Here is a 20,155-nt window from a genome sequence, read left to right on the forward strand (position 1 = left end):
TGCCATGCCAGTTTTGGTTCACGAAAAAAATACGTCCTTGAAAGTGGAACCGCTGCGATCATCAGGCCTTGGTTGAGAACCGGTAGCCAGTGCCGCGCACGGTTTGTACCAGATTTTCGTAAGCATCGCCGAGGGCTTTGCGCAGGCGTCGAATGTGCACGTCGACGGTACGCTCTTCGACATAGACGTTGCCGCCCCAGACCTGATCCAGCAACTGGCCACGGGTGTAGGCGCGCTCCTGGTGGGTCATGAAGAATTGCAGCAGGCGGTATTCGGTCGGGCCCATCTCGGCGGGACGGCCGTCGATGGTCACGCGGTGGCTGATCGGGTCCAGCAGCAGGCCGCCGACTTCGATGGGCGCCTCGCCATCGGTCGGGCCGGCACGGCGCAGTACGGCCTTCAGGCGCGCCACCAGCTCACGGGGGGAAAACGGTTTGGTGATGTAGTCGTCGGCGCCGACTTCCAGGCCCTGGATCTTGTTGTCCTCTTCACCCTTGGCGGTGAGCATGATGATCGGGATGTCCCCGGTCAGTTCATCACGCTTGAGCCGACGGGCCAGCTCGATGCCGGACGTGCCGGGCAGCATCCAGTCGAGCAGGATCAGGTCCGGTTTGCGGTCGACGATAATGGCGTGGGCCTGCTGGGAGTTTTCAGCCTCCAGGCAGTCATAGCCGGCCATTTCCAACGCAACGGCGATCATTTCGCGAATAGGCGCTTCGTCGTCGACGATCAGAATGCTCCTGCCAACCATGCCTTAATCCTCTTGTCATTTAACTGTCTTGCGCCGCATTAGATAACGGAATTATTGCAGTCGTGTGACAGTATTTTAGTTGACCGGCGATTGGCTGGATCCTGGGCTAAGCTCTAATTCCGAATCCTGACAACCACAAAAGGAAGGTTTCCATGAACTACATTGCTCAATCCTGGAAGGCTTTGCTGGTCACTGCTGCGTTAACGCTGCCGACACTGGCCTTTGCCGCCGACCCGGCGATGATGAAAGACGGCATGATGGTCGATCACAAAGGCATGACGGTCTACACGTTCGACAAGGACGCGGGCGGCAAGTCAATGTGCAACGGCGACTGCGCCAAATACTGGCCGCCAATGATGGCGCCGGCGGGTGCCAAGGCCGAAGGTAAATGGACAGTCATCAAGCGTGACGATGGCAAGATGCAATGGGCCTATGACGGCAAGCCGCTGTACTACTACGAGGACGACAAAAAACCCGGAGACATGACAGGCGACAAGAAAAAAGACGTCTGGCACGTCGTTCGCGAGCATATGTAACGGTCGTAGCCTGCCGCACTGGATCGCTGCCTTCGTTGCTCTGCAGGAGCTGCTGAAGGCGGCGATCTTTTTGATGCCTCAACGCAACGCGTAATCCAGCACAATCCCGACGAAAATCGCCAATCCCGCCCAGTGATTGTGCAAAAAAGCCTTGAAGCAACGCATCCGGTCCTTGTCACGGGTGTACCAGAATTCCCACGCAAAGCAGCCCGCCGCTACCAGTAATCCGAGGTGGAACCAGCCACCCAGGTCGAACTTCGAACCCGCCAGCAACAGGCAGCCCAGCGCCAGTCCTTGCAGGGTCAGGATGATCGCCCGGTCCGCATCGCCGAACAGGATTGCCGTGGATTTCACGCCGATCTTGAGGTCGTCATCGCGGTCGGTCATCGCGTAATACGTGTCGTAACCCACGGTCCACATCAGGTTGGCGATCCACAGCAGCCATGCAACGGCCGGCAATTCACCGGTTTCTGCGGTAAAGGCCATCGGCATGCCCCAGGAAAACGCCGCGCCCAGCACCACTTGCGGGTAATAGGTGTAGCGCTTCATGAAGGGGTAACTGAACGCCAGCGCCAGGCCGCCCAGCGACAGCCACACGGTCGCAGCGTTGGTGCACAGCACCAGCAGGAAACTGATGCCCATCAGCAATGCGAAGAACACCAGCGCCTCTTTCGAGCTGATTTTGCCGCTCACCAGCGGGCGCTGCTCGGTACGTTTCACATGACCATCGACCTTGCGGTCCGCCCAGTCGTTGATCACGCAGCCACCGGCGCGGGTCAGCACTACGCCCAGGACGAAAATCACAATGTTGGCCAGGGACGGCGAACCCTTGCCGGCAATCCACAGCGCCCACAGTGTCGGCCACAGCAGCAGGTAAATGCCGATCGGCTTGTCCATGCGCGTCAGCTGAATGAAGTCCCAGGCCCGAGGGTTCACGCGGTTCAAGGACTTGAGCAGGCTTTGGTACATCAGAGGTTCTCCGATTGGGCGCGTGCGGCGTCCCATAGGGAAGGCAGGAAGATTTCGGCCACCAGTACACTCAACGCGCCGCGGTCAAAACGTGAGCGGCGGCCCCATAGACCCGGCGCCCGCACCTCACTCGGCAGCCATTCTTGAGGATAATGACAAACTTCGATGGCCCGACGCTGAAAGGCCTGGTCGCAGAACAGCAATTCACCCAGGGAGCGGCTGCCCAATTCGTCCATGTGCAAGCCGTCGCCTTGCAATGCACTGCGTGCCGCGACGCTGCGGGCGAACACCCAGGCTTCACCATGACCGCGCAGATACACCTCGCGCACCCAGCCTTCACTGCCGTCGGCCAGGTCCAGCGCTGCGCATTCGTCGGCGCGCAGGGTTTGCCAGCCTTCGAACATTGGCGAGACGCTGAAGGCATCATTCGACAGATGAATCAGGCGTCGGGTGAGCGAGCCTTCGTCGAACAGCCAGTCCAGGATAGAAGCATCGGGGAGGGGCGTCAGTTCGCTGCGCGAGAGCCAGAGAGGAGCTGGAGAGGGGGATTCTGTGTGTTGCACAATGAGTCATTATTGGCAGCAAATGAGGCGGCGAGCTTAACATGTCAGCCGCCGATATCGATTGAATTGGCCTGCCGTTGCGCCGAACAGGCTTGCATCCGGCGGCATCGATCAGTACAAAACGCGCTGAACTGGACGGCAGTGCTACAACCATCGACCGTCCGGCCGGCAAAACGCCTGAACCCTGAGGAAGTACCTGATGAAAAAGTGGCAATGTATCGTCTGCGGCCTGATCTACAACGAAGCCGACGGTTGGCCGGATGACGGCATTGTGCCGGGCACCCGTTGGGAAGACGTGCCGGAAGACTGGCTGTGCCCGGACTGCGGTGTGGGCAAAATGGATTTTGAAATGATCGAAATCGCTGCCTGAATAATTGAGGAGTAAGGAATGAACGCACCTGTCGTCATCATTGGCACCGGTCTGGCTGGCTACAACGTCGCCCGCGAGTTTCGCAAGCTCGACAGCGAAACCCCGCTGCTTTTGATTACCGCCGATGACGGGCGCTCCTACTCCAAGCCGATGCTCTCCACCGGCTTCGGCAAAAACAAGGATGCCGACGGCCTGAGCATGGCCGAACCCGGCGCCATGGCCGAACAACTCAAGGCCGAAATACGCACCCACACGCGCATCAGCGGCATTGACCCGGGCCACAAGCGCCTGTGGATCGGTGAAGAAGCGGTGATGTACCGCGACCTGATCCTGGCCTGGGGCGCCGAAACCGTGCGCGTGCCCATTGAAGGTGACGCGGCGGATTGCGTATTCCCCATCAACGACCTGGAAGATTACGCACGTTTCCGTGCGGCAGCCGCTGGCAAGCGCCGCGTGCTGCTGCTGGGCGCCGGCCTGATCGGTTGTGAGTTCGCCAACGACCTGACCCTGGGCGGCTACGAAGTGCAACTGGTTGCACCGTGCGAACAAGTCATGCCGACCCTGTTGCACCCGGCGGCTGCGGCTGCGGTGCAGGCTGGCCTGGAAAGCCTCGGTGCACGTTTCCACCTCGGGCCGGTACTCAATCGCCTGCAACGCGTGGCGGACGGTCTGGAAGCGCACCTGTCCGATGGCCAGGTGATCCCGTGCGACGTGGTGGTCTCGGCCATTGGCTTGCGCCCGCGTGTCGACCTGGCGGCAGCGGCCGGTTTGCAGGTCAACCGCGGCATCATGGTCGACCGGCACCTGAAGACCTCCCACGCCAACATCTACGCCTTGGGCGATTGTGCCGAGGTCGATGGGCTGAACCTGCTGTACGTGATGCCCCTGATGAGCTGTGCGCGAGCGCTGGCGCAAACCCTGGCCGGCAACCCGACCGCCGTCACCTATGGCCCGATGCCTATCACCGTCAAAACACCGGTGTGCCCGCTGGTGGTGTCCCCGCCGCCACGGGGCGCAGAAGGCATCTGGACCGTCGAAGGGCAGGGCGCCGACATCAAGGTTTTATGCCGCGATGCCGCAGGCAAACTGCTCGGTTATGCCCTCACAGGCGCCGCCGTGATGGAAAAACTGGCCCTGAACAAAGAGCTTCCAGCCCTGTTGGCATAAATACCGGTCGTTCTGTCGGAATCACCCCCCTTTTGCCCTAACAATGGCCGCGCCGATACTGGCGCGGGGCCTCACTGCGTGCCATCCTCACTCCCGTCTGCCGCAGAGTAGAGCACCTGCGGCGCTTTTGGCGCTGCTCCGCAGAGAGCAGCACGGACATAACAACAACAAACCGTCAAAGGGGCTTCACTCACATGCGTAAACCAGACCTCGCTGCAGCCATTGCTGAAAAAGCAGACCTCACCAAAGAACAAGCCAACCGCGTTCTCAACGCCGTTCTTGAAGAAATCACCGGTGCCCTGCACCGCAAAGACAGCGTGACGCTGGTAGGCTTCGGCACCTTCCTGCAACGCCATCGCGGTGCCCGCACCGGCAAAAACCCGCAAACCGGTGAACCCGTCAAAATCAAGGCCAGCAACACCGTTGCGTTCAAACCGGGTAAGTCGTTGAAGGATAGTGTTAATCCGTAATCTAATTCCCGAACCTGCATTGCGGGGGAGCGGAATAAAAATGGGCACGCCAACTAAAGTTGGGTGCCCATTTTTTTGAGCCCTAGTTAATGGGCGGTGACGTAGATGTTTGTTATTCAATGTGGCCAGTTATTTTTCCAATGAGTCGCTACTAATTAGACTAACTCTAGCTCTGTCACCGCCGCGAGGCTAAACAGAATAAGTAGTAAGGCAATTCCAGTCCACTGTAAAATAACCAGTTCGCGCTTGAGTGAGATAGGTAGATTTTTTAAATCTCCAGTGTCGAGGCTGCCTCGTTTAATGTAAAAATTCGAGAACGTCACAAAGCCGGATATTCCTCCAATGATCATTATTTTCCCCCACGGACCACCGTGTCTAAATGAGTTCATGGCTGTTACACCGGAGCTGTTTTTAAAGCAACTCAACAGGATTTCCATTTTTGTGTTGGCCATATACAACATATAACCAATACCTGCGAGTAAGCCTGAGATGTCGAGCACTCCCATAACTAGGAATAATTTATCCGCTGTGTTCAGGCTCACTTAACAGACTCATATATTTTTTCAGCTGTTGTTTCCCCAACCTTGCCCCCGGCGTAGCCAGCTGATAGAGAGGCGGTTCCTGTTATCAAAACGGCGCAACCTAGAGTAGCTAAACCTCCTGTAGTAATACCAAGACCTACGCAGAGTCCGCCGACAGCGTGGGCACTTAATGCTCCTGCAAATATGCCTCCAGCGACCCCTCCAACAAAACTCCCCGTCTCAGTAAACTTAACCCGCTCACAGGCTTCGGGGTTCCCTGCAGCACACACATCTTGAACTTTCAGCGCCGACGCTCCACCGCCTATGGCAGTACCCAACCAACCGCCGTATTGAACGTATTTAGAAGCCTTCGCCACACCTTCAAGATGGGTGGCGTAACCCGGTATTTGCCCCGCAGGACTGGCGTCGGTCCAGAGGTGAACCAGGCTTTGACTGGAAATGCCCAGTGCCTTTTTCAAATTGATATGGTCAGGGAGTCCAATGCCTTTGCGGGTCAGTGCCGTCATATGGCTGTTCAGTTGTGCGAGCAGACGCTGGCGCTCTGCAAAGAACGTTGGCGAGCGCAGGTGCCCATCTCTCTGGAGCGCATTTTGTTGCAACGCTTCAATATCCCTCAAGGAATTGCCTACGTTATCCAGGTTGTTTTTGAGAATACTCGCGCCGACGCCGACTGCGGTCGAGCCATGGCCCAGGAAGGTCTGGATGGCATCACGGTGCTGCACCATGAAATTCGCTTCTTCCGGGCTAAGCGTTTCCAGTATTTGATTTGTCCTGGCCGCCACATCCATCAGCAGGGCTTCTTCACGGGTGCACTGATAGTTGTTCGGGTCGCTCAGCACGATCATCGAGCCGGCTTTGACGTCGCGCAGATTGGGATTAAGCAGTTTGAATTTGCCCATCACCGCCGGGTCGCGCAGGGTGAACAATGAGGCCTCGAGTTGTTCGCGGGTGGTGCTCTTTGGAACGATGTAAAAGCCGGGCTCTACAGTCTGTGCACTGTTGTCACGCATCGGCATGGGAGAGCTTGGTGCAGGGGCGTAGCTGGATGATCGTGACGCGACCGGAGCGCTGGCTGCGGCGGGCGAAGCCTGCGCAGTGGTGGTCCGCATAGTGTGTGGTTCCGCACTGCGGTTGGACTCGTACTTCGCCGTGGACTGCGATGGGATAAGCCCGGCTTTGCAAGGACAACTACTGAAGCTATCCAGCGATCCCGCCACCATCCTGCCGTTGCTTTTGATGTATGAAACACCGCCAGTGATGACGTAGGTTTTATTGTCTTTTCCGCAGGAAACCCGGTCCCCGTCGCGCGCGTGCGCGAAGCCAAACATCGTGATGTGCGTATCGGCCTCCAGAACTTTGCCACCGCAGGTGGTCTTGTCACCCTCACGAATGAAGTATCCCTTTGTCATTGCGTGCACTCCGTGTCTATTCACGCGCCAGACAGGACGCGTGTTGCGGTTACATGAATGGCACCGACTCAGGAATGAGCGGGCGCGCACAAAGTACGTGGGCAAGAAAGTTATTCAAGACGGAGCAGGGAGAACAGGAAGCTTCCTACGCAAATTTGGGAAAGGGAGAAGTGAGTGGGAATTGGCTTTTAAGGAGGGCGGTAGAGACTTGCCTTAAAACCCCGAAAGTGACGGCAACAATCGGGGTCGCTTTTCCTTTTTGGCGAGTTAGCTGGCTTGGTTTGATTTCCTTGTGAGAATCGCCACCATTTCCGGCTCATCCAGATGATCGAGAGCTCGCTCTACCAGCAAATGCGCCCCCTCAGCCACGCGACTGATCGCCAGGGCTACTGAGCGGCGCGAGCCGTCTACATTATCGGCCAGGTCAGCGGCGATGGCGCTGATGGACAGCAGATCTTCCGAGGCGTTGGCCAGCAGTGCTTCGGTATTGATGTCCGGGCAGACGCTGAAGAGTTGGCCGCTGCGTTTCGTTGGTGTTTGTTTTGGTGGGGCGAGATATTGATCTAGAGCGCGTTCGGCGGCTTCGTGGAGTTTTTTGGAATCGAGGGATTCGTAGGGGGATGTGGCTTCGTTTTCGGATGCGTCGGGTATCGGAGTCATTGGCGTAAATCCTTGGTTAAGAGGTTTTGCTCCCGATTTCGGACTTGCACATCCGGTCGCCGTTTTTGGCGGCGATGATCAGAGGTTATCGATGAATCCAAAATTCGCCTAGTTCATGTATGGCTCAGCATTTTGAAGGAAATTTCCGATAGGTTTGCAGGGTTGAAGATCAAAAGATCGCAGCCTTCGGCAGCTCCAGAGAATGTGTTTCGTTTGGTGTGGGAGTGGTTTGAAGGGATACTTGGATAATTGTGACTTGGTAGTCATCGTGCGGGCAATGGTTATGATCTTCTTCTAACGCAAGTAGATACTGGTGTTATCGCCTGAAGCCGTTAAACTGCCCCGGCCGTTCATTTTCCTTCTGAGGCTGTGCGCATGAAATTTCGTTTTCTGCTGTGGATGCTGGGTTTTTTGATGGGTAAGGCCAGCCGGACCAATCCGGCGTTTCAGCAGCAGTTGGGTGACAAGGACCTGGTGTTCCAGCTGCAGACCCTGGACGGGAAAGTGGCGCGGCAATTCCGTGTGAAGGACCAGCGCATCACCAGCCAATCGGGTGTGCATGCTGAGCCTGCGTTTGCGATTGCCTTTAAAGATGCCGCGTATGGCTTTGCCACGATGCAGGCGAAGAACAAGCAACTGGCGTTCATGACGGGGATTCAGGACAAATCGATTCAGATCAAGGGCAACCCGGCGCTGGTGATCTGGTTCCAGGGGTTGACCAAGTATTTGAAGCCGAAGAAGGCGAAGCCCAAGGCTTGAGGTCTTTCAGTTAGACCGAGTGATATTCATCGCGGGCAAGCCCGCTCCCACAGGGATCGCTTGAATCATGTGGGCGCGTGGCTTGCCCGCTTTGCTTTCAGCCTTGGCTGAATTGCGACGCCAGTTCTCGCAGCAGCACTTCAGCTTCCAGCACTTTGCTGACCACGTCTTCGGCCTTGGCGCGGCTCAGGCCGAGGCGTTCCAACAGTGCGTCCGGGATGTCTTCGTCGGGGCCGGAGCCGATGCCTCGGCTGCGCAGCAGACGCACCGACAGGCAGACCAGGTTCGGGTATTCGGCGTAGGTGCCGTCGTAGGCCGGGTCGTGCTGAAAGCGCAGGGCGGTGGACAGCTCTTCGGGCATGTCCCAGTAGCGCATCAGCCACGAGCCGATCTGTTCACGGCTGATGCCCAGCAGGTGTTGTTCCACGAAACTGTGGCACAGATGCGGGTTGACCTCCAGGTGGCGGCAGATCAACGAGAAGTGTGGCGGGAACACGTGGGCCAGCAGCAGGTAGCCGAAGTTGTGCAGCAGGCCGGCCAGGTAGGTCAGGCCGGCTTCCGGACGCTGGGCGCGCGGCATGGCGCGGGTCAGGCCTTCGATGACTGCGGCGGTGTAGATGGATTGCTGCCAGTACGGCGTGGTTTGTTGCGGGTGGTCCTTGGGCAGGCTCAGGGTTTTACCCAGGGCCAGGCCCAGCGCCAGGTTGATCACCAGGTCGAAGCCCAGCACGCGCACGATGGCGTCTTCCACGGAGCGGATCTTGCCCGGTGAAGCGTAGTACGGCGACGCCGCCCAGCTCACGACTTGCGCGGCCAGCGCCGGGTCGGTTTCGACCACGCCGGTGATGTCGTCGATGGTGGCGTTGGGGTCGACACGCAGTTTGATGATCTTTTGCGCGGTTTCGGCCAGCGGCGGAATTTCGATGGTCTCTTCCAGACGCTGCTGGATGCGCCGCGCGGTAAACGCCTGGACGGCCTGGGTGATTTCCTTGCGGTCGTCATCGGGGCGGTCGAGGTTCGGACGGATGCTGGTCAGATTTTCGCCGAAGTTGGCGGCGCTGGCCTTGATCAGCATGGTCTTGAAGTCTTCGCTGGAGACTTCCAGCAGCACGCCCGGCTCACCAGAGTTGATCAGCAACTTCGGCTCACGCAGCAGGCTTTCGTCGTACAGGCAGGGTGAACTGGTCAGCGCTGGCAGGCCCGGCAGCAAGCTGAGGTTGTGCTTGCCGAGCATTTTTTTCAGGCGCTCGGTGGGTACGGCAGTGAGGCGGCGACCGGTGAGTTCGGTCAGGCGATTGAGGTCCAGCAACTGGCTCTGCGGGAACAACACCATCAACGCGCCGACGCTGTCATCGAGCAGAACGGCCTGCACTTTGCGTGCGGCATTGAGGCCGTGATGCTCCAACACTTCTTCGTAGGCAATGCCCAACTTGCCCAGCATCAGCCGAATAACCGACGGAGCGTGCGGGGTATCGGGTGCGAAGGCAACGTCGGTCATGGTCTGTATCCGTGATTAAACAATTGCAGGAGTATAACCAGCTTGCCTAAGGCCACGCCTCAGAAACTGTGACGGTTGTCACACTTGGCCGTATTGTTGGCCATGACGCAGCCAACGGTCGAGTAGTGGGCTGACGTGGGTCGGCCAGCGCTCGAGCAATGCCTGGGCGGCATCTCGCACGGCGGGCAGCAAATCGGCATCGCGCATCAGGTCGGCGACCTTGAATTGAAGCAGGCCGGTCTGGCGGGTGCCGAGCATTTCGCCGGGGCCGCGCAATTCCAGGTCCTTTTCGGCGATGACAAAACCATCGTTGGTTTCGCGCATGATGCCCAGGCGCTGACGGCCGATCAGCGACAGCGGCGGATGGTAGAGCAGCACGCAATGGCTGACGGCGCTGCCCCGACCGACGCGGCCGCGCAACTGGTGCAGTTGCGCCAGGCCCAGGCGCTCGGGGTTCTCGATGATCATCAGGCTGGCGTTGGGTACGTCCACGCCCACTTCGATCACCGTGGTCGCGACCAACAGTTGCAGGTTGCCGGCCTTGAACTCGGCCATCACTGCGGCTTTTTCCACAGGCTTCATGCGGCCGTGGATCAGCCCGACCTTCAGCTCGCCGAGGGCGGCGGTGAGGTCCTCGAAGGTGGTTTCGGCGGCCTGGCAGGTCAGCTCTTCCGACTCTTCGATCAGCGTGCACACCCAATAGGCTTGTCGCCCTTCAGCGCAAGCGCTGCGCACCCGCTCGATGACTTCAACCCGCCGGGTGTCGGTGATCAGCACGGTGTTGACCGGGGTTCGGCCGGGGGGCAGTTCGTCGAGGATCGAGGTGTCGAGGTCGGCGTAGGCGCTCATGGCCAGCGTGCGCGGAATCGGCGTGGCGGTCATGATCAACTGGTGCGGACACATGCGTCCGCCGACGCCTTTCTGGCGCAGGGCCAGACGCTGCTGCACGCCGAAACGGTGCTGTTCGTCGATGATCACCAGCGCCAGGTTCTTGAATTGCACTTCGTCCTGGAACAGCGCGTGAGTGCCGACCACCATGGGCGTGCCACTGGCGATCTGCTCCAGCGCGGCGGTGCGGTTCTTGCCCTTGAGCTTGCCGGCGAGCCACGCGACTTCGATGCCCAGCGGTTCGAGCCAGCGCTTGAAGGTGATGAAATGCTGCTCGGCGAGAATCTCGGTGGGCGCCATCAGTGCGACCTGATAACCGGCCTCCAGCGCTTGCAGCGCGGCAAGGGCGGCAACCACGGTTTTGCCGGCGCCGACGTCGCCCTGGATCAGCCGCAGCATGGGTTCGTGCTGGCTGAGGTCGTAGGCGATTTCGTTGCCGACCCGTTGCTGGGCGCCGGTCGGGCTGAAGCCTAGGTTGGCCAGGTATTTGGCCGGCAGCCGGGTGGCCTTGGGCATCGCCGGCGCGCGCAGGGCGCGCATGCTTTCGCGCAGGCGCTGTTGTGACAGTTGATGGGTCAGCAGTTCTTCGAAAGCCAGGCGGTGCTGCGCCCAGTGATGACCGAGGGCGAGTTCATCGACGTCGGCATCGGCGGGCGGGTTGTGCAGGTAGCGGATTGCATCGGCCAGCGGCGCCAATTGGTAGTCGCGGGCCAGCTCGTTGGGCAGCCAGTCGGGCAGGCTGCTGGGGCCGAGCAGGGTGAGGGTCTGCATGCACAACTGGCGCAGGCGCTGTTGGGTCAGGCCTTCGGTGAGCGGGTAGACCGGAGTCAGGGTTTCATCCACCGGCGGTGGTTCGTCGCCGGTGATGGCGCGATATTCCGGGTGGTAGATTTCCAGCCCCGAAGCACCGGGCCGTGCCTCGCCGTAGCAGCGAATCCGCGTGCCGCGCTTGAGGCCTTCCTTCTGTGCATTGCTGAAATGGTAGAAGCGCAGGCTGAGTCCGCCGGTGCCGTCCTGCAAGCGCACGACGAGGCTGCGCCGACGGCCCATGACCACATCGGCGCCGCTGACGGTGCCTTCGATGACCGCATCCTGTCCGGGTCGCAGTGCGCCGATCGGGACCACGCGGGTGCGGTCCTGATAGCGCAGGGGCAAGTGAAACAACACGTCCTGGAGGTTTTCCAGGCCGACCTTGGCCAGTTTCTCGGCCATGGCTTCACCGACACCCTTGAGTGCCGTCACCGACACTTGCGACAACTCGCTCATGACCGTCGCTTAGCCCGCAGCGACCTGCGCCGCTGGCTTGGCCACCGAGCACAGGCGAATGGAGTCGGCGAGGATTTCAATCGCCTTCGGACGCGGGAAACTGGCGCGCCAGGCAATGGCCACGGTGCGGAACGGCACGGGTGCCGACAACGGACGCACCTCAATCACGCCGGGGGCGTAGTGATGGCTGTCCACCGCCGACAACGGCAGGATTGAAATGCCCAGGCCGGACGCGACCATGTGGCGAATGGTTTCCAGGGAGCTCGATTCCACCGTGGTGTGCTTGGCGCCGTCGTTGCCTTTGGTCAGGGTCGGGCAGGCTTCCAGTACTTGATCGCGGAAGCAGTGGCCTTCGCCGAGCAGCAGCAGGCTCTTGTCGTTGAGCAGACTGGCATCGATGGACTCTTTTTGCGTCCACGGGTGCTGCGCCGGCATCAGCACGTAGAACGGCTCGTCGTAGAGTTGCAGGGTCAGCACGTCGGCTTCGCTGAACGGCAGGGCGATGATGATCGCGTCGAGTTCGCCGTTGCGCAGTTTGTCGCGCAGCACGTGGGTGAAGTTTTCTTCGATGTACAACGGCATCTGCGGGGCGACCCGGTGCAGTTGTGGAATCAGGTGCGGAAACAGGTACGGCCCGACGGTGTAGATCGCGCCGACTTTGAGCGGGGCGGTCAGCTGGTTCTTGCCGGCCTGGGCCAGTTCGCGGATGCCCTGGGCCTGTTCCAGCACCTTTTGCGCCTGGGCCACGATGCCTTCGCCGACCGGCGTCAGGCGCACGGCGCTTTTGCTGCGCTCGAAAATCAGCACACCGAGTTCGTCTTCAAGCTTTTTCACGCCCACCGAAAGGGTCGGCTGGCTGACGTGGCAACGCTCGGCCGCGTGGCCGAAGTGCTGCTCTTGGGCGAGGGTAACGATGTAGCGTAATTCTGTGAGGGTCATAGCAAGCGTCCATGAGTTTGCGTGCCAAGCATACCGGCTGCAATCGATAGACGCACGTTATCAGACTGAGCGTGTCGGGTGACACCGGGCAATGCCGGTTTGCCGCTGGCAGATAAGAGAAAGGCACCTTTCGGTGCCTTTTGCTTGGCGTACAACCCTGTGGGAGCGGGCTTGCTCGCGAAAGCGGTGCTTCAGGCGACATCAATGTCGAATGATTTACCGTCTTCGCGAGCAAGCCCGCTCCCACATTGTTACCGGCGGCGTTTTTCCAGCGAATACACAAAGGGTGCAACGATTTCGATGGATCCATTGGTCAGCATGTCGGCCGGCGGCTTGGGCAGCGGTTGAGCGCGGCGGATCATTTCCAGGGTGGCCCGGTCCAGATCGGCAGTGCCCGAGGCGCCTACCAGCTCAAACGACAATACATTGCCTTCGGCATCCACGACGAAACGCAGGCGATTCATGCCTTCCTTGCCCCGTGCCTGAGCACTGGCCGGGTACTTTTTGTACTTCTGCAGGTGCGCCAGCAGCGTGCCTTGCCAACTGGCCTTGGCCGCCAGTTGAGCCGGCGAAGGACCCGGCGCAGGCTGGGCGGATTTCTCCGTAGGCGCCTGAGTCTGTTGCGTTTCTGCCGGTTTCTCCTCGGCCGGTTTTTCCTTCGGCGGTTCGGGTTTCTTCTCTACCGGCTTGGGCGGCTGTGGCTTCGGCTTTGGCTTGACGGGCTTGGGCACGGCAATTTCAGCTTTCGGCGCTTCGGCGAGCTTGGGGATCGGCAGTTCTTCAACTGGAGCCGGTGGCTGCGGTGGGGTGACAACCTTCGGCGGAGCAGGCGGTGGCGGGGCAGGGACCGGTGCCAGTTCGACCATCATTGCCTGAGGAGGCAGTTCGATGGGCGGGCGTGCGGACCAGTTCAGCGCCAGCGCGATGGCCAGTGCGTGAACGCCCAGCACCACGGCCAGGCTACCGCTGTAACGCGTCAGCTTATGGCGCGTCGTGATCATTTCTTGGCTGCCGTCTCAAGTCCGACCAGACCTACCTTCAGGTAACCGGCCGATCGCAGGTTGTCCATCACGCTCATCAGGTCGCCGTAATCCACACCTTTGTCGGCCTGGAAGAAGATCGTCGTGTCTTTCTTGCCCTGGGTCCTGGCGTCGAGGGTGGCGCCGAGTACTTCAGCCTTCACTTCGTCTTCACCGAGGAACAGGCGCTGGTCAGCCTTGACGCTGAGGAACACCGGTTTCTCTGGCCGCGGCGCCGGTTTGGCGGTGGAAGCGGGCAGGTCGACCTTGATGTCCACGGTGGCCAGCGGGGCCGCCACCATGAAGATGATCAACAGCACCAGCATTACGTCGATGAACGGCGTGACGTTGATTTCGTGGTTTTCGGACAGATCGTCGTCTGCCCCTTCTTTCAAATGCAGGCCCATGGCCGATTACCCCACTTTCACCATGTGCGGTTGCGAGCTGCGCTCAGGCTGGTGGTCGAGGTCGCGGCTGACCAGCAGCAGGACCTGTGCCGACGCGTCGGACACCTGAGCCTTGTAACCGGCGATGGAGCGGGCGAAGACGTTGTAGATCACGACCGCAGGGATCGCAGCAACCAGGCCCAGTGCGGTGGCCAGCAGGGCTTCGGCGATGCCGGGAGCGACGACGGCGAGGTTGGTGGTCTGGGTCTTGGCGATGCCGATGAAGCTGTTCATGATGCCCCACACGGTACCGAACAGGCCGACGAAGGGCGCGGTGGAACCGATGGTCGCCAGCACGCCGGTGCCGCTGCTCATGTTGCGACCGCAGGCCGCGACCAGGCGCTCAAGGCGGAAGCTGACGCGTTCCTTGATGCCTTCTTTCTCGCGGCTGTTGACCGACAGGCGCATCTCTTCGAGAGCATCGTGCACCAGCAGGTTGGCGAGGGTGCCTTCCTTCGCCGCCGTGGCGCTGGCTTCCTTGAGGGAGGCGGATTTTTTCAGTTGGGCGATTTCACCGCGCAGGCGACGCTTGGCGCCCATCAGCTCAAGACCCTTGGCGATCCAGATGGTCCAGGTGATGATCGAGGCGATGGCCAGGCCGATCATCACGATTTTCACGATGATGTCGGCATTCTTGTACATGCCCCACGGCGACAGGTCATGGGCCATGCCCAAGGTGTTGTCGGCTTCGAGAACTTCAGGAGCGTCTTCACCCAGGTTCTCTGCCGGTGCTGCCTGGACAGGATCGGTCGCGGCGGGAGCAACGGCCGGGGCGGCGTGATCAGCCGGTGCAGGGGCTGCGGCGGCCGGAGTAGCGGGCGCCTGGGCATCGGCCAAAGCGGCGACTGGCGCGAGCATCAGGCTGAGGAGCAGGGCGGCCGCCGCGCTCCAGGCGCGAGGTCGTTTGGTTGGCGAAGCGGAGAGTTGATTACGTGTCATGCTGGCCGGACCTGAGAGAAAAAACGGGTGATGTTCTTCCAGGCCTCGAAGGGCCGAGAACAAAAGTGGGGCGTATTATTGCAATTAATTCTTGTTAACAGAAGTAATAGCGTCTCTTTTTTTCCTGCGTTGCTAGCCGCCTGTCTGTCGCCGGCGCTAGTCTGTGGCTTTGCGATGGGAGTTTTCTGATGTCTGCGCCTACTGTTTTGATCGCCGGTTGCGGTGATGTTGGCAGCCGCCTGGCCATACAACTGCTGGCGGCGGGGTGGGAGGTTCATGGTCTGCGGCGGGATGTTTCACGCCTGCCCGCGGGCGTCATTGGCGTTGCCGGTGATTTGTTCAACAAAGACTGCCCGGCCACTTGGCCAATCGGTGCCGTGGATTACCTGGTGTATTGCGCGGCAGCCACCGATCACGACGAAGCTGGCTATCGTGCTGCCTATGTCCAGGGGCTGGAGCATGTGCTGGAGTGGCTGAACGACTACGGGCAGGTGCCCAATCGCCTGTTGTTTGTCTCCAGCAGCAGTGTTTACGGGCAGCAGGGTGGCGAGTGGGTCGACGAGACTTCACCGGCCGTGGCCGCGGGCTATTCCGGGCGTGTGATGCTCGAAGCCGAGCAACTTGCGCTCAAAAGCGGCATTCCAGCCAGTATCGTGCGCTTGACCGGTATTTACGGCCCCGGCCGGGAATGGCTGCTGACGCAGGTGCGCCGGGGTTATCGCGTGGCGGTCGAACCACCGTTGTATGCCAACCGGATTCATGCGGACGATGCCGCAGGTTTGATGGCGTGCCTGCTTGAGGCGGATCGGCGTGGCGTGGCGCTGGATGATGTCTACATCGGTGTCGATGACGCGCCGGCAGCGCTGGCCGATGTGGTGGGCTGGTTGCGTGAGTATCTGGGCGTGACCGAATGGGCCGATGACGACAGCGTGCGTCGCACTGGCAGCAAGCGCTGCAGCAATGCGCGGGCCAAGGCGTTGGGCTGGACGCCGAAGTACCCGAGTTTTCGCGAGGGGTATGCGGCGATCATTGAAGGGCGTTGCTGACTTTACCGATTGCCACAAACCAAATGTGGGAGCGGGCTTGCTCGCGAATGGGGCATGACATTCAACATCTCTGTTGGCTGTTACACCGCTTTCGCGAGCAAGCCCGCTCCCACATGGGTTATGCGCAGGTTACTGCTTCTCGAGCAACCACCTGCGCTCACCCGGAGTGAACGAAGGCATTTCGTCCGCCTGCGCCGTGTTCACGGTCTGGAAAATCTCCAGCTCCTTGCCCTTGCGCGCAAAGATCCAGGCGTTGCCCTGGCCATTGAGTTGCAGCCACATGTTGTCATTACCGCCGCTCATGGAGGCGCAATCGCCAGCCAGGCACAACGCATAACGGTCGCTGCCGGGCAGGCCGGTCACCTGGCCGTCGGCCTGGAATTGAACCGTGTTGCCTTCGCCGGTACCGCTGACGATTGTCCAGCTGCCGCCCATGTAGGCTGAATACAGTGCACGCTCGAAACTGGCGCCGATCGGAGCGCCGTCCGGCACCGGAATCTGGGCGCGGTCGAAAACCTGCTCGGGCTCGTTTTCGCTGGCGGACTGGCTGAGTTGCTTGCCGTCACGCTTCAGCTCGCTAGCCGAGCTGCCATAAAAGTCGATTTTCCAGGCGCCGGATTCTTCACCCAGCAACTTGCCGTCGACATTTTCAAAACCATTGGTGTAGCGGGCCTGGCCGGCCTTGGTGTTGATGTCCCATTCCAGGTTCGGGCCATAGGCCTGGAGCGCTTCACGTAGGGGGACGCCTTTGGCAGCAGCATCGATCGCCACCTGATTGATCCAGGTGCCGCTGATATCACGATCGGCAGGGTTGCTGGCACATCCGCCCAGGAGCAGGGCGAGCAGCGAGAGAGCAAGCGCATTGCGCATGGTGGAATCCTTTCAAGCTTTCTTTACAGCAGGGCAGTCGGCGCAGCCCCAGGCTGCGCCGTGCACATTACTCGATGACCAGGATGGCATCCATTTCAACCTGCGAACCCTTTGGCAGGGCTGCAACGCCGATGGCGGCGCGGGCAGGGTAAGGCTGGTCGAAGTACTTGCCCATGATCTCGTTGACCTTGGCGAAGTGGCTCAGGTCGGTGAGGAAGATGTTCAGCTTGACGATGTCCTTGAACGAACCACCGGCTGCTTCGGCTACGGCCTTGAGGTTCTCGAACACCTGGACGGTCTGGGCTTCGAAGCCTTCGACCAGTTCCATGGTTTTTGGGTCCAGGGGAATCTGGCCCGACATGTAGACGGTGTTGCCGGCCTTGATCGCCTGGGAGTAAGTACCGATGGCGGCCGGGGCCTTGTCGCTGGTGATAACAGTCTTGGTCATTGATGACTCCTTGTAAGTGGGCTTAAGCACGCATTCGGGTGATGCGGATCACCCCGGTCAAGGCGCGCAGTTTCTTGATCACGCGGGCCAGGTGCACGCGGTCGTGCACGCTGACCACCAACTGGACCACGCTGATGCGACCATCGCGTTCGTCCATGCTGATTTTCTCGATGTTGCCGTCGGCGGCGTTGACGCTGCTGGCCAGCAGGGCAATCAGGCCGCGCTGGTGTTCCAGTTCGACGCGCAGTTCGACGTTGAATTCGCCGGTGACATCCTTGGCCCACGAGAGCTGGATGCATTTTTCCGGGTTGTGGCGGATTTCGCTGATATTGCGGCAGTTGTCCAGGTGCACGACCATGCCTTTGCCCGCGGACAGGTGGCCGACAATCGGGTCGCCCGGGATCGGCGTGCAGCACTTGGCGTAGCTGAGTACCAGGCCTTCGGTGCCGCGAATCGCCAGCGGGCCTTCCGGACTTGGCAGCTGTTCGCCTTCGCCGAGCAGTCGGCGAGCCACCACATAGGCCATGCGATTGCCCAGGCCGATGTCTTCGAGCAAATCCTCGATCAGTTCGAGGCGGTACTCGGCGAGCATCGCCTTGACGCGTTCGGCCGGGATTTTCTCCAGCGCGCTGTCGAATCCGTTGAGGACCTTGTTCAGCAGGCGTTCGCCGAGGCTGATGGATTCGGAGCGGCGTTGCAGCTTCAGGGCATGGCGGATGTGCGTGCGCGCCTTGCCGGTGACCACGAAGTTGAGCCACGCCGGGTTCGGCCGTGCGCCGGGTGCGCTGACGATCTCGACCGTGGAGCCGCTTTGCAGCGGTTCGGACAGCGGTGCGAGACGACGGTTGATCCGGCAGGCAATGCAGCTGTTGCCCACGTCGGTATGCACCGCGTAAGCGAAGTCGACCGCCGTGGAGCCCTTGGGCAGCTCCATGATCCGGCCTTTGGGCGTGAATACGTAGACCTCGTCCGGGAACAGGTCGATCTTCACGCTTTCGATGAATTCCAGCGAGTTGCCGGCGCGTTGCTGCATTTCCAGCACGCCCTTGACCCACTGGCGGGCGCGGGCATGGGTGCCTTTGGGCTGCTCGTCGCCGCTGGATTTGTACAGCCAATGGGCGGCGATGCCGTTGTTGGCCATCTCTTCCATTTCACGGGTGCGGATCTGGATCTCGATCGGAACACCGTGCATGCCGAACAGCGTGGTGTGCAGCGACTGGTAGCCGTTGGCCTTGGGGATCGCGATGTAATCCTTGAAGCGCCCCGGCAACGGTTTGTACAAGTTATGTACAGCACCCAGCACGCGGTAGCAGGTATCGACTTTGTCGACGATGATCCGGAACGCGTAGACGTCCATGATCTCGTTGAAGGCCCGACGCTTGCCGCGCATTTTCTTGTAGATGCCGTAGAGGTGTTTCTGGCGACCGCTGACCTCGCCCTGGATGCCGTCGATGGCCAGGCAGTGGCTTAAGGACTCTTCGATCTTGTTGACGATTTCCTTGCGGTTGCCCCGGGCGCGCTTGACGGCCTGGTAGATCCGCGCGGAGCGCATCGGGTGCATGGCCTTGAAGCCGAGGTCTTCGAATTCTATGCGGATGGCGTGCATGCCCAGCCGGTTGGCGATGGGCGCATAGATTTCCAGGGTTTCCTTGGCGATGCGCCGGCGTTTTTCACCGGACAGCACTTCCAGGGTGCGCATGTTGTGCAGGCGGTCGGCCAGTTTGACCAGGATCACGCGAATGTCGCGGGCCATGGCCATGGCCATCTTCTGGAAGTTTTCGGCTTGGGCCTCGGCCTTGGTCTCGAAGTTCATCTGGGTCAGTTTGCTGACCCCGTCGACCAGTTCGGCCACGGTTTCGCCGAACTGCGCTTGCAGCGCTTCCTTGGCAATACCGGTGTCTTCGATCACGTCATGCAGCATCGCGGCCATCAGGCTCTGATGGTCCATGTGCATGTCGGCAAGAATATTCGCCACCGCGAGTGGGTGTGTGACGTACGCCTCGCCGCTACGGCGGCGTTGGCCGTCGTGGGCTTGTTCGGCGTAGAAATACGCTCGGCGGACCAGGTTGACCTGGTCCTTGCCGAGGTAGGTCGATAAGCGATCGGCGAGGGCGTCTATGCTCGGCATGATGTCTCCTGCCGTAAGCTTTTATCCCGCGCCGTGCTACGTCGACCAGGCATAGGCTTAGACGGCCTCGTTGGACTCGTCCTCGAATGCAGCAAAAAGCGGTTCATCTTCAACGATTTCGGCTTCGGCGATAGCTGCGTAGTCGATCAGGCCTTCAGCGATTTCGCGCAGGGCGACGACGGTAGGCTTGTCGTTTTCCCATGCTACTTTCGGCTCTTTGCCGCCGGTGGCCAGTTGACGGGCACGCTTGGTAGAGAGCATGACCAGCTCAAAGCGGTTATCCACGTGTTCTAGGCAGTCTTCAACGGTTACGCGGGCCATGGTCTTCCTCGTAGCAAATGCAATATGCGCGCTGCCCGGATGGGCGAGCGGACTCAACAGTTTAAAAAATCACCAGCGATTAGGGAAGCGCTGATTTTTTGACCAAGCCCTTCAACGCGCTGCAAGTGCCAATGTAAAGCCCTTGCAGCGG

The 20,155-nt window shown here is 60.2% G+C and carries 22 protein-coding genes; 6 read left to right on the plus strand and 16 right to left on the minus strand.

What is annotated here, in order from left to right; genetic code table 11:
- Positions 1-61: 61 nt before the first annotated feature.
- Positions 62-751 carry a phosphate regulon transcriptional regulator PhoB gene (gene phoB / locus AB7M25_RS01075; protein WP_003229608.1) on the minus strand — a complete coding sequence of 230 codons (690 nt, stop codon included), beginning with the start codon at positions 749-751 and terminating at the stop codon, positions 62-64.
- Between the two features lie 152 nt (positions 752-903).
- Between phoB and AB7M25_RS01080 the strand changes: the two genes are divergently transcribed.
- Positions 904-1,287: a COG4315 family predicted lipoprotein gene (locus AB7M25_RS01080; RefSeq protein ID WP_104450295.1), complete on the plus strand. Its 384-nt coding sequence runs from the start codon at positions 904-906 to the stop codon at positions 1,285-1,287.
- A gap of 78 nt (positions 1,288-1,365) precedes the next feature.
- On the opposite strand, the gene ubiA is transcribed toward AB7M25_RS01080, so the two are convergent.
- Positions 1,366-2,256, minus strand: a complete 891-nt coding sequence (gene ubiA / locus AB7M25_RS01085) for a 4-hydroxybenzoate octaprenyltransferase (RefSeq protein WP_429517464.1) — start codon at positions 2,254-2,256, stop codon at positions 1,366-1,368.
- Positions 2,256-2,819 (minus strand): chorismate--pyruvate lyase family protein, encoded by a 564-nt coding sequence (locus tag AB7M25_RS01090; protein ID WP_429386995.1) that lies wholly within the window; start codon positions 2,817-2,819, stop codon positions 2,256-2,258. Before AB7M25_RS01090 ends, ubiA begins: the two co-directional genes overlap by 1 nt.
- A gap of 199 nt (positions 2,820-3,018) precedes the next feature.
- Here AB7M25_RS01090 and AB7M25_RS01095 point away from each other — a divergent pair, with 199 nt between their 5' ends.
- The 3 genes from AB7M25_RS01095 to AB7M25_RS01105 all read left to right on the plus strand — a co-directional run bounded on the left by AB7M25_RS01095 (position 3,019) and on the right by AB7M25_RS01105 (position 4,826).
- A complete protein-coding gene (locus tag AB7M25_RS01095; protein ID WP_218473074.1) occupies positions 3,019-3,189 on the plus strand; it encodes a rubredoxin in 171 nt (56 codons plus the stop codon).
- Positions 3,190-3,207: 18 nt separating this feature from the next.
- A complete protein-coding gene (locus tag AB7M25_RS01100; protein WP_007975199.1) occupies positions 3,208-4,356 on the plus strand; it encodes an NAD(P)/FAD-dependent oxidoreductase in 1,149 nt (382 codons plus the stop codon).
- Between the two features lie 194 nt (positions 4,357-4,550).
- Positions 4,551-4,826: an HU family DNA-binding protein gene (locus tag AB7M25_RS01105; RefSeq protein ID WP_003195589.1), complete on the plus strand. Its 276-nt coding sequence runs from the start codon at positions 4,551-4,553 to the stop codon at positions 4,824-4,826.
- 155 nt (positions 4,827-4,981) lie between these two features.
- On the opposite strand, the gene AB7M25_RS01110 is transcribed toward AB7M25_RS01105, so the two are convergent.
- From AB7M25_RS01110 to AB7M25_RS01120, 3 genes are all read right to left on the minus strand, one after another.
- Positions 4,982-5,368, minus strand: coding sequence for a hypothetical protein (locus AB7M25_RS01110; protein ID WP_429517466.1), 387 nt, complete (start codon positions 5,366-5,368; stop codon positions 4,982-4,984).
- Positions 5,365-6,777 (minus strand): PAAR domain-containing protein, encoded by a 1,413-nt coding sequence (locus tag AB7M25_RS01115; protein ID WP_429517468.1) that lies wholly within the window; start codon positions 6,775-6,777, stop codon positions 5,365-5,367. The genes AB7M25_RS01110 and AB7M25_RS01115 overlap by 4 nt, the downstream gene beginning before the upstream one ends.
- A 267-nt stretch (positions 6,778-7,044) precedes the next feature.
- Positions 7,045-7,437, minus strand: a complete 393-nt coding sequence (locus AB7M25_RS01120) for a DUF6124 family protein (RefSeq protein ID WP_429387006.1) — start codon at positions 7,435-7,437, stop codon at positions 7,045-7,047.
- Positions 7,438-7,812: 375 nt separating this feature from the next.
- On the opposite strand from AB7M25_RS01120, the gene AB7M25_RS01125 reads away from it, so the two are divergent.
- Complete coding sequence (locus AB7M25_RS01125; protein ID WP_116579764.1) at positions 7,813-8,196, plus strand: helicase; 384 nt, start codon at positions 7,813-7,815, stop codon at positions 8,194-8,196.
- 97 nt (positions 8,197-8,293) lie between these two features.
- On the opposite strand, the gene AB7M25_RS01130 is transcribed toward AB7M25_RS01125, so the two are convergent.
- From AB7M25_RS01130 to exbB, 6 genes are all read right to left on the minus strand, one after another.
- Positions 8,294-9,694, minus strand: a complete 1,401-nt coding sequence (locus tag AB7M25_RS01130) for an aminoacyl-tRNA deacylase and HDOD domain-containing protein (RefSeq protein ID WP_454236899.1) — start codon at positions 9,692-9,694, stop codon at positions 8,294-8,296.
- A 78-nt stretch (positions 9,695-9,772) separates the two neighbouring features.
- The gene (gene recG, locus AB7M25_RS01135; protein ID WP_454236900.1) at positions 9,773-11,848 is read right to left on the minus strand and encodes an ATP-dependent DNA helicase RecG; all 2,076 of its coding nucleotides are present in this window, start codon (positions 11,846-11,848) and stop codon (positions 9,773-9,775) included.
- A 9-nt stretch (positions 11,849-11,857) separates the two neighbouring features.
- Positions 11,858-12,787, minus strand: coding sequence for a hydrogen peroxide-inducible genes activator (locus AB7M25_RS01140; protein WP_007975189.1), 930 nt, complete (start codon positions 12,785-12,787; stop codon positions 11,858-11,860).
- Between the two features lie 251 nt (positions 12,788-13,038).
- A complete protein-coding gene (locus AB7M25_RS01145; protein ID WP_015097375.1) occupies positions 13,039-13,788 on the minus strand; it encodes an energy transducer TonB family protein in 750 nt (249 codons plus the stop codon).
- Complete coding sequence (exbD, locus tag AB7M25_RS01150; RefSeq protein WP_407800767.1) at positions 13,785-14,213, minus strand: TonB system transport protein ExbD; 429 nt, start codon at positions 14,211-14,213, stop codon at positions 13,785-13,787. The genes AB7M25_RS01145 and exbD overlap by 4 nt, the downstream gene beginning before the upstream one ends.
- 6 nt (positions 14,214-14,219) lie before the next feature.
- On the minus strand, positions 14,220-15,191 hold the full coding sequence (gene exbB / locus AB7M25_RS01155; protein WP_429387015.1) for a tonB-system energizer ExbB: 972 nt from the start codon (positions 15,189-15,191) through the stop codon (positions 14,220-14,222).
- Positions 15,192-15,379: 188 nt separating this feature from the next.
- On the opposite strand from exbB, the gene AB7M25_RS01160 reads away from it, so the two are divergent.
- Positions 15,380-16,237: an SDR family oxidoreductase gene (locus tag AB7M25_RS01160; RefSeq protein ID WP_429387017.1), complete on the plus strand. Its 858-nt coding sequence runs from the start codon at positions 15,380-15,382 to the stop codon at positions 16,235-16,237.
- Between the two features lie 129 nt (positions 16,238-16,366).
- Here AB7M25_RS01160 and AB7M25_RS01165 read toward each other — a convergent pair whose 3' ends face one another.
- The 4 genes from AB7M25_RS01165 to rpoZ all read right to left on the minus strand — a co-directional run bounded on the left by AB7M25_RS01165 (position 16,367) and on the right by rpoZ (position 20,004).
- Positions 16,367-17,107, minus strand: coding sequence for a hypothetical protein (locus AB7M25_RS01165; protein WP_429387019.1), 741 nt, complete (start codon positions 17,105-17,107; stop codon positions 16,367-16,369).
- Positions 17,108-17,174: 67 nt separating this feature from the next.
- A complete protein-coding gene (locus tag AB7M25_RS01170) occupies positions 17,175-17,555 on the minus strand; it encodes a RidA family protein (protein WP_003229509.1) in 381 nt (126 codons plus the stop codon).
- 22 nt (positions 17,556-17,577) lie between these two features.
- The gene (gene spoT, locus AB7M25_RS01175) at positions 17,578-19,683 is read right to left on the minus strand and encodes a bifunctional GTP diphosphokinase/guanosine-3',5'-bis pyrophosphate 3'-pyrophosphohydrolase (protein WP_007975182.1); all 2,106 of its coding nucleotides are present in this window, start codon (positions 19,681-19,683) and stop codon (positions 17,578-17,580) included.
- Between the two features lie 57 nt (positions 19,684-19,740).
- A complete protein-coding gene (gene rpoZ, locus AB7M25_RS01180; RefSeq protein ID WP_007921129.1) occupies positions 19,741-20,004 on the minus strand; it encodes a DNA-directed RNA polymerase subunit omega in 264 nt (87 codons plus the stop codon).
- Positions 20,005-20,155: the final 151 nt, after the last annotated feature.

The sequence above is a fragment of the Pseudomonas sp. AP3_22 TE3818 genome, assembly GCF_053628995.1.

Excerpts from the sequence above, each read along its gene's own strand:
- AB7M25_RS01095 (WP_218473074.1), top strand. The coding sequence starts at position 3,019 with ATGAAAAAGTGGCAATGTATCGTCTGCGGCCTGATCTACAACGAAGCC.
- AB7M25_RS01105 (WP_003195589.1), top strand. The coding sequence starts at position 4,551 with ATGCGTAAACCAGACCTCGCTGCAGCCATTGCTGAAAAAGCAGACCTC.
- ubiA (WP_429517464.1), bottom strand. The coding sequence starts at position 2,256 with ATGTACCAAAGCCTGCTCAAGTCCTTGAACCGCGTGAACCCTCGGGCC.
- AB7M25_RS01140 (WP_007975189.1), bottom strand. The coding sequence starts at position 12,787 with ATGACCCTCACAGAATTACGCTACATCGTTACCCTCGCCCAAGAGCAG.
- exbB (WP_429387015.1), bottom strand. The coding sequence starts at position 15,191 with ATGACACGTAATCAACTCTCCGCTTCGCCAACCAAACGACCTCGCGCC.
- AB7M25_RS01120 (WP_429387006.1), bottom strand. The coding sequence starts at position 7,437 with ATGACTCCGATACCCGACGCATCCGAAAACGAAGCCACATCCCCCTAC.
- spoT (WP_007975182.1), bottom strand. The coding sequence starts at position 19,683 with ATGCCGAGCATAGACGCCCTCGCCGATCGCTTATCGACCTACCTCGGC.
- rpoZ (WP_007921129.1), bottom strand. The coding sequence starts at position 20,004 with ATGGCCCGCGTAACCGTTGAAGACTGCCTAGAACACGTGGATAACCGC.
- AB7M25_RS01115 (WP_429517468.1), bottom strand. The coding sequence starts at position 6,777 with ATGACAAAGGGATACTTCATTCGTGAGGGTGACAAGACCACCTGCGGT.
- phoB (WP_003229608.1), bottom strand. The coding sequence starts at position 751 with ATGGTTGGCAGGAGCATTCTGATCGTCGACGACGAAGCGCCTATTCGC.
- recG (WP_454236900.1), bottom strand. The coding sequence starts at position 11,848 with ATGAGCGAGTTGTCGCAAGTGTCGGTGACGGCACTCAAGGGTGTCGGT.
- AB7M25_RS01080 (WP_104450295.1), top strand. The coding sequence starts at position 904 with ATGAACTACATTGCTCAATCCTGGAAGGCTTTGCTGGTCACTGCTGCG.
- AB7M25_RS01145 (WP_015097375.1), bottom strand. The coding sequence starts at position 13,788 with ATGATCACGACGCGCCATAAGCTGACGCGTTACAGCGGTAGCCTGGCC.
- exbD (WP_407800767.1), bottom strand. The coding sequence starts at position 14,213 with ATGGGCCTGCATTTGAAAGAAGGGGCAGACGACGATCTGTCCGAAAAC.
- AB7M25_RS01100 (WP_007975199.1), top strand. The coding sequence starts at position 3,208 with ATGAACGCACCTGTCGTCATCATTGGCACCGGTCTGGCTGGCTACAAC.
- AB7M25_RS01160 (WP_429387017.1), top strand. The coding sequence starts at position 15,380 with ATGTCTGCGCCTACTGTTTTGATCGCCGGTTGCGGTGATGTTGGCAGC.
- AB7M25_RS01130 (WP_454236899.1), bottom strand. The coding sequence starts at position 9,694 with ATGACCGACGTTGCCTTCGCACCCGATACCCCGCACGCTCCGTCGGTT.
- AB7M25_RS01165 (WP_429387019.1), bottom strand. The coding sequence starts at position 17,107 with ATGCGCAATGCGCTTGCTCTCTCGCTGCTCGCCCTGCTCCTGGGCGGA.
- AB7M25_RS01170 (WP_003229509.1), bottom strand. The coding sequence starts at position 17,555 with ATGACCAAGACTGTTATCACCAGCGACAAGGCCCCGGCCGCCATCGGT.
- AB7M25_RS01125 (WP_116579764.1), top strand. The coding sequence starts at position 7,813 with ATGAAATTTCGTTTTCTGCTGTGGATGCTGGGTTTTTTGATGGGTAAG.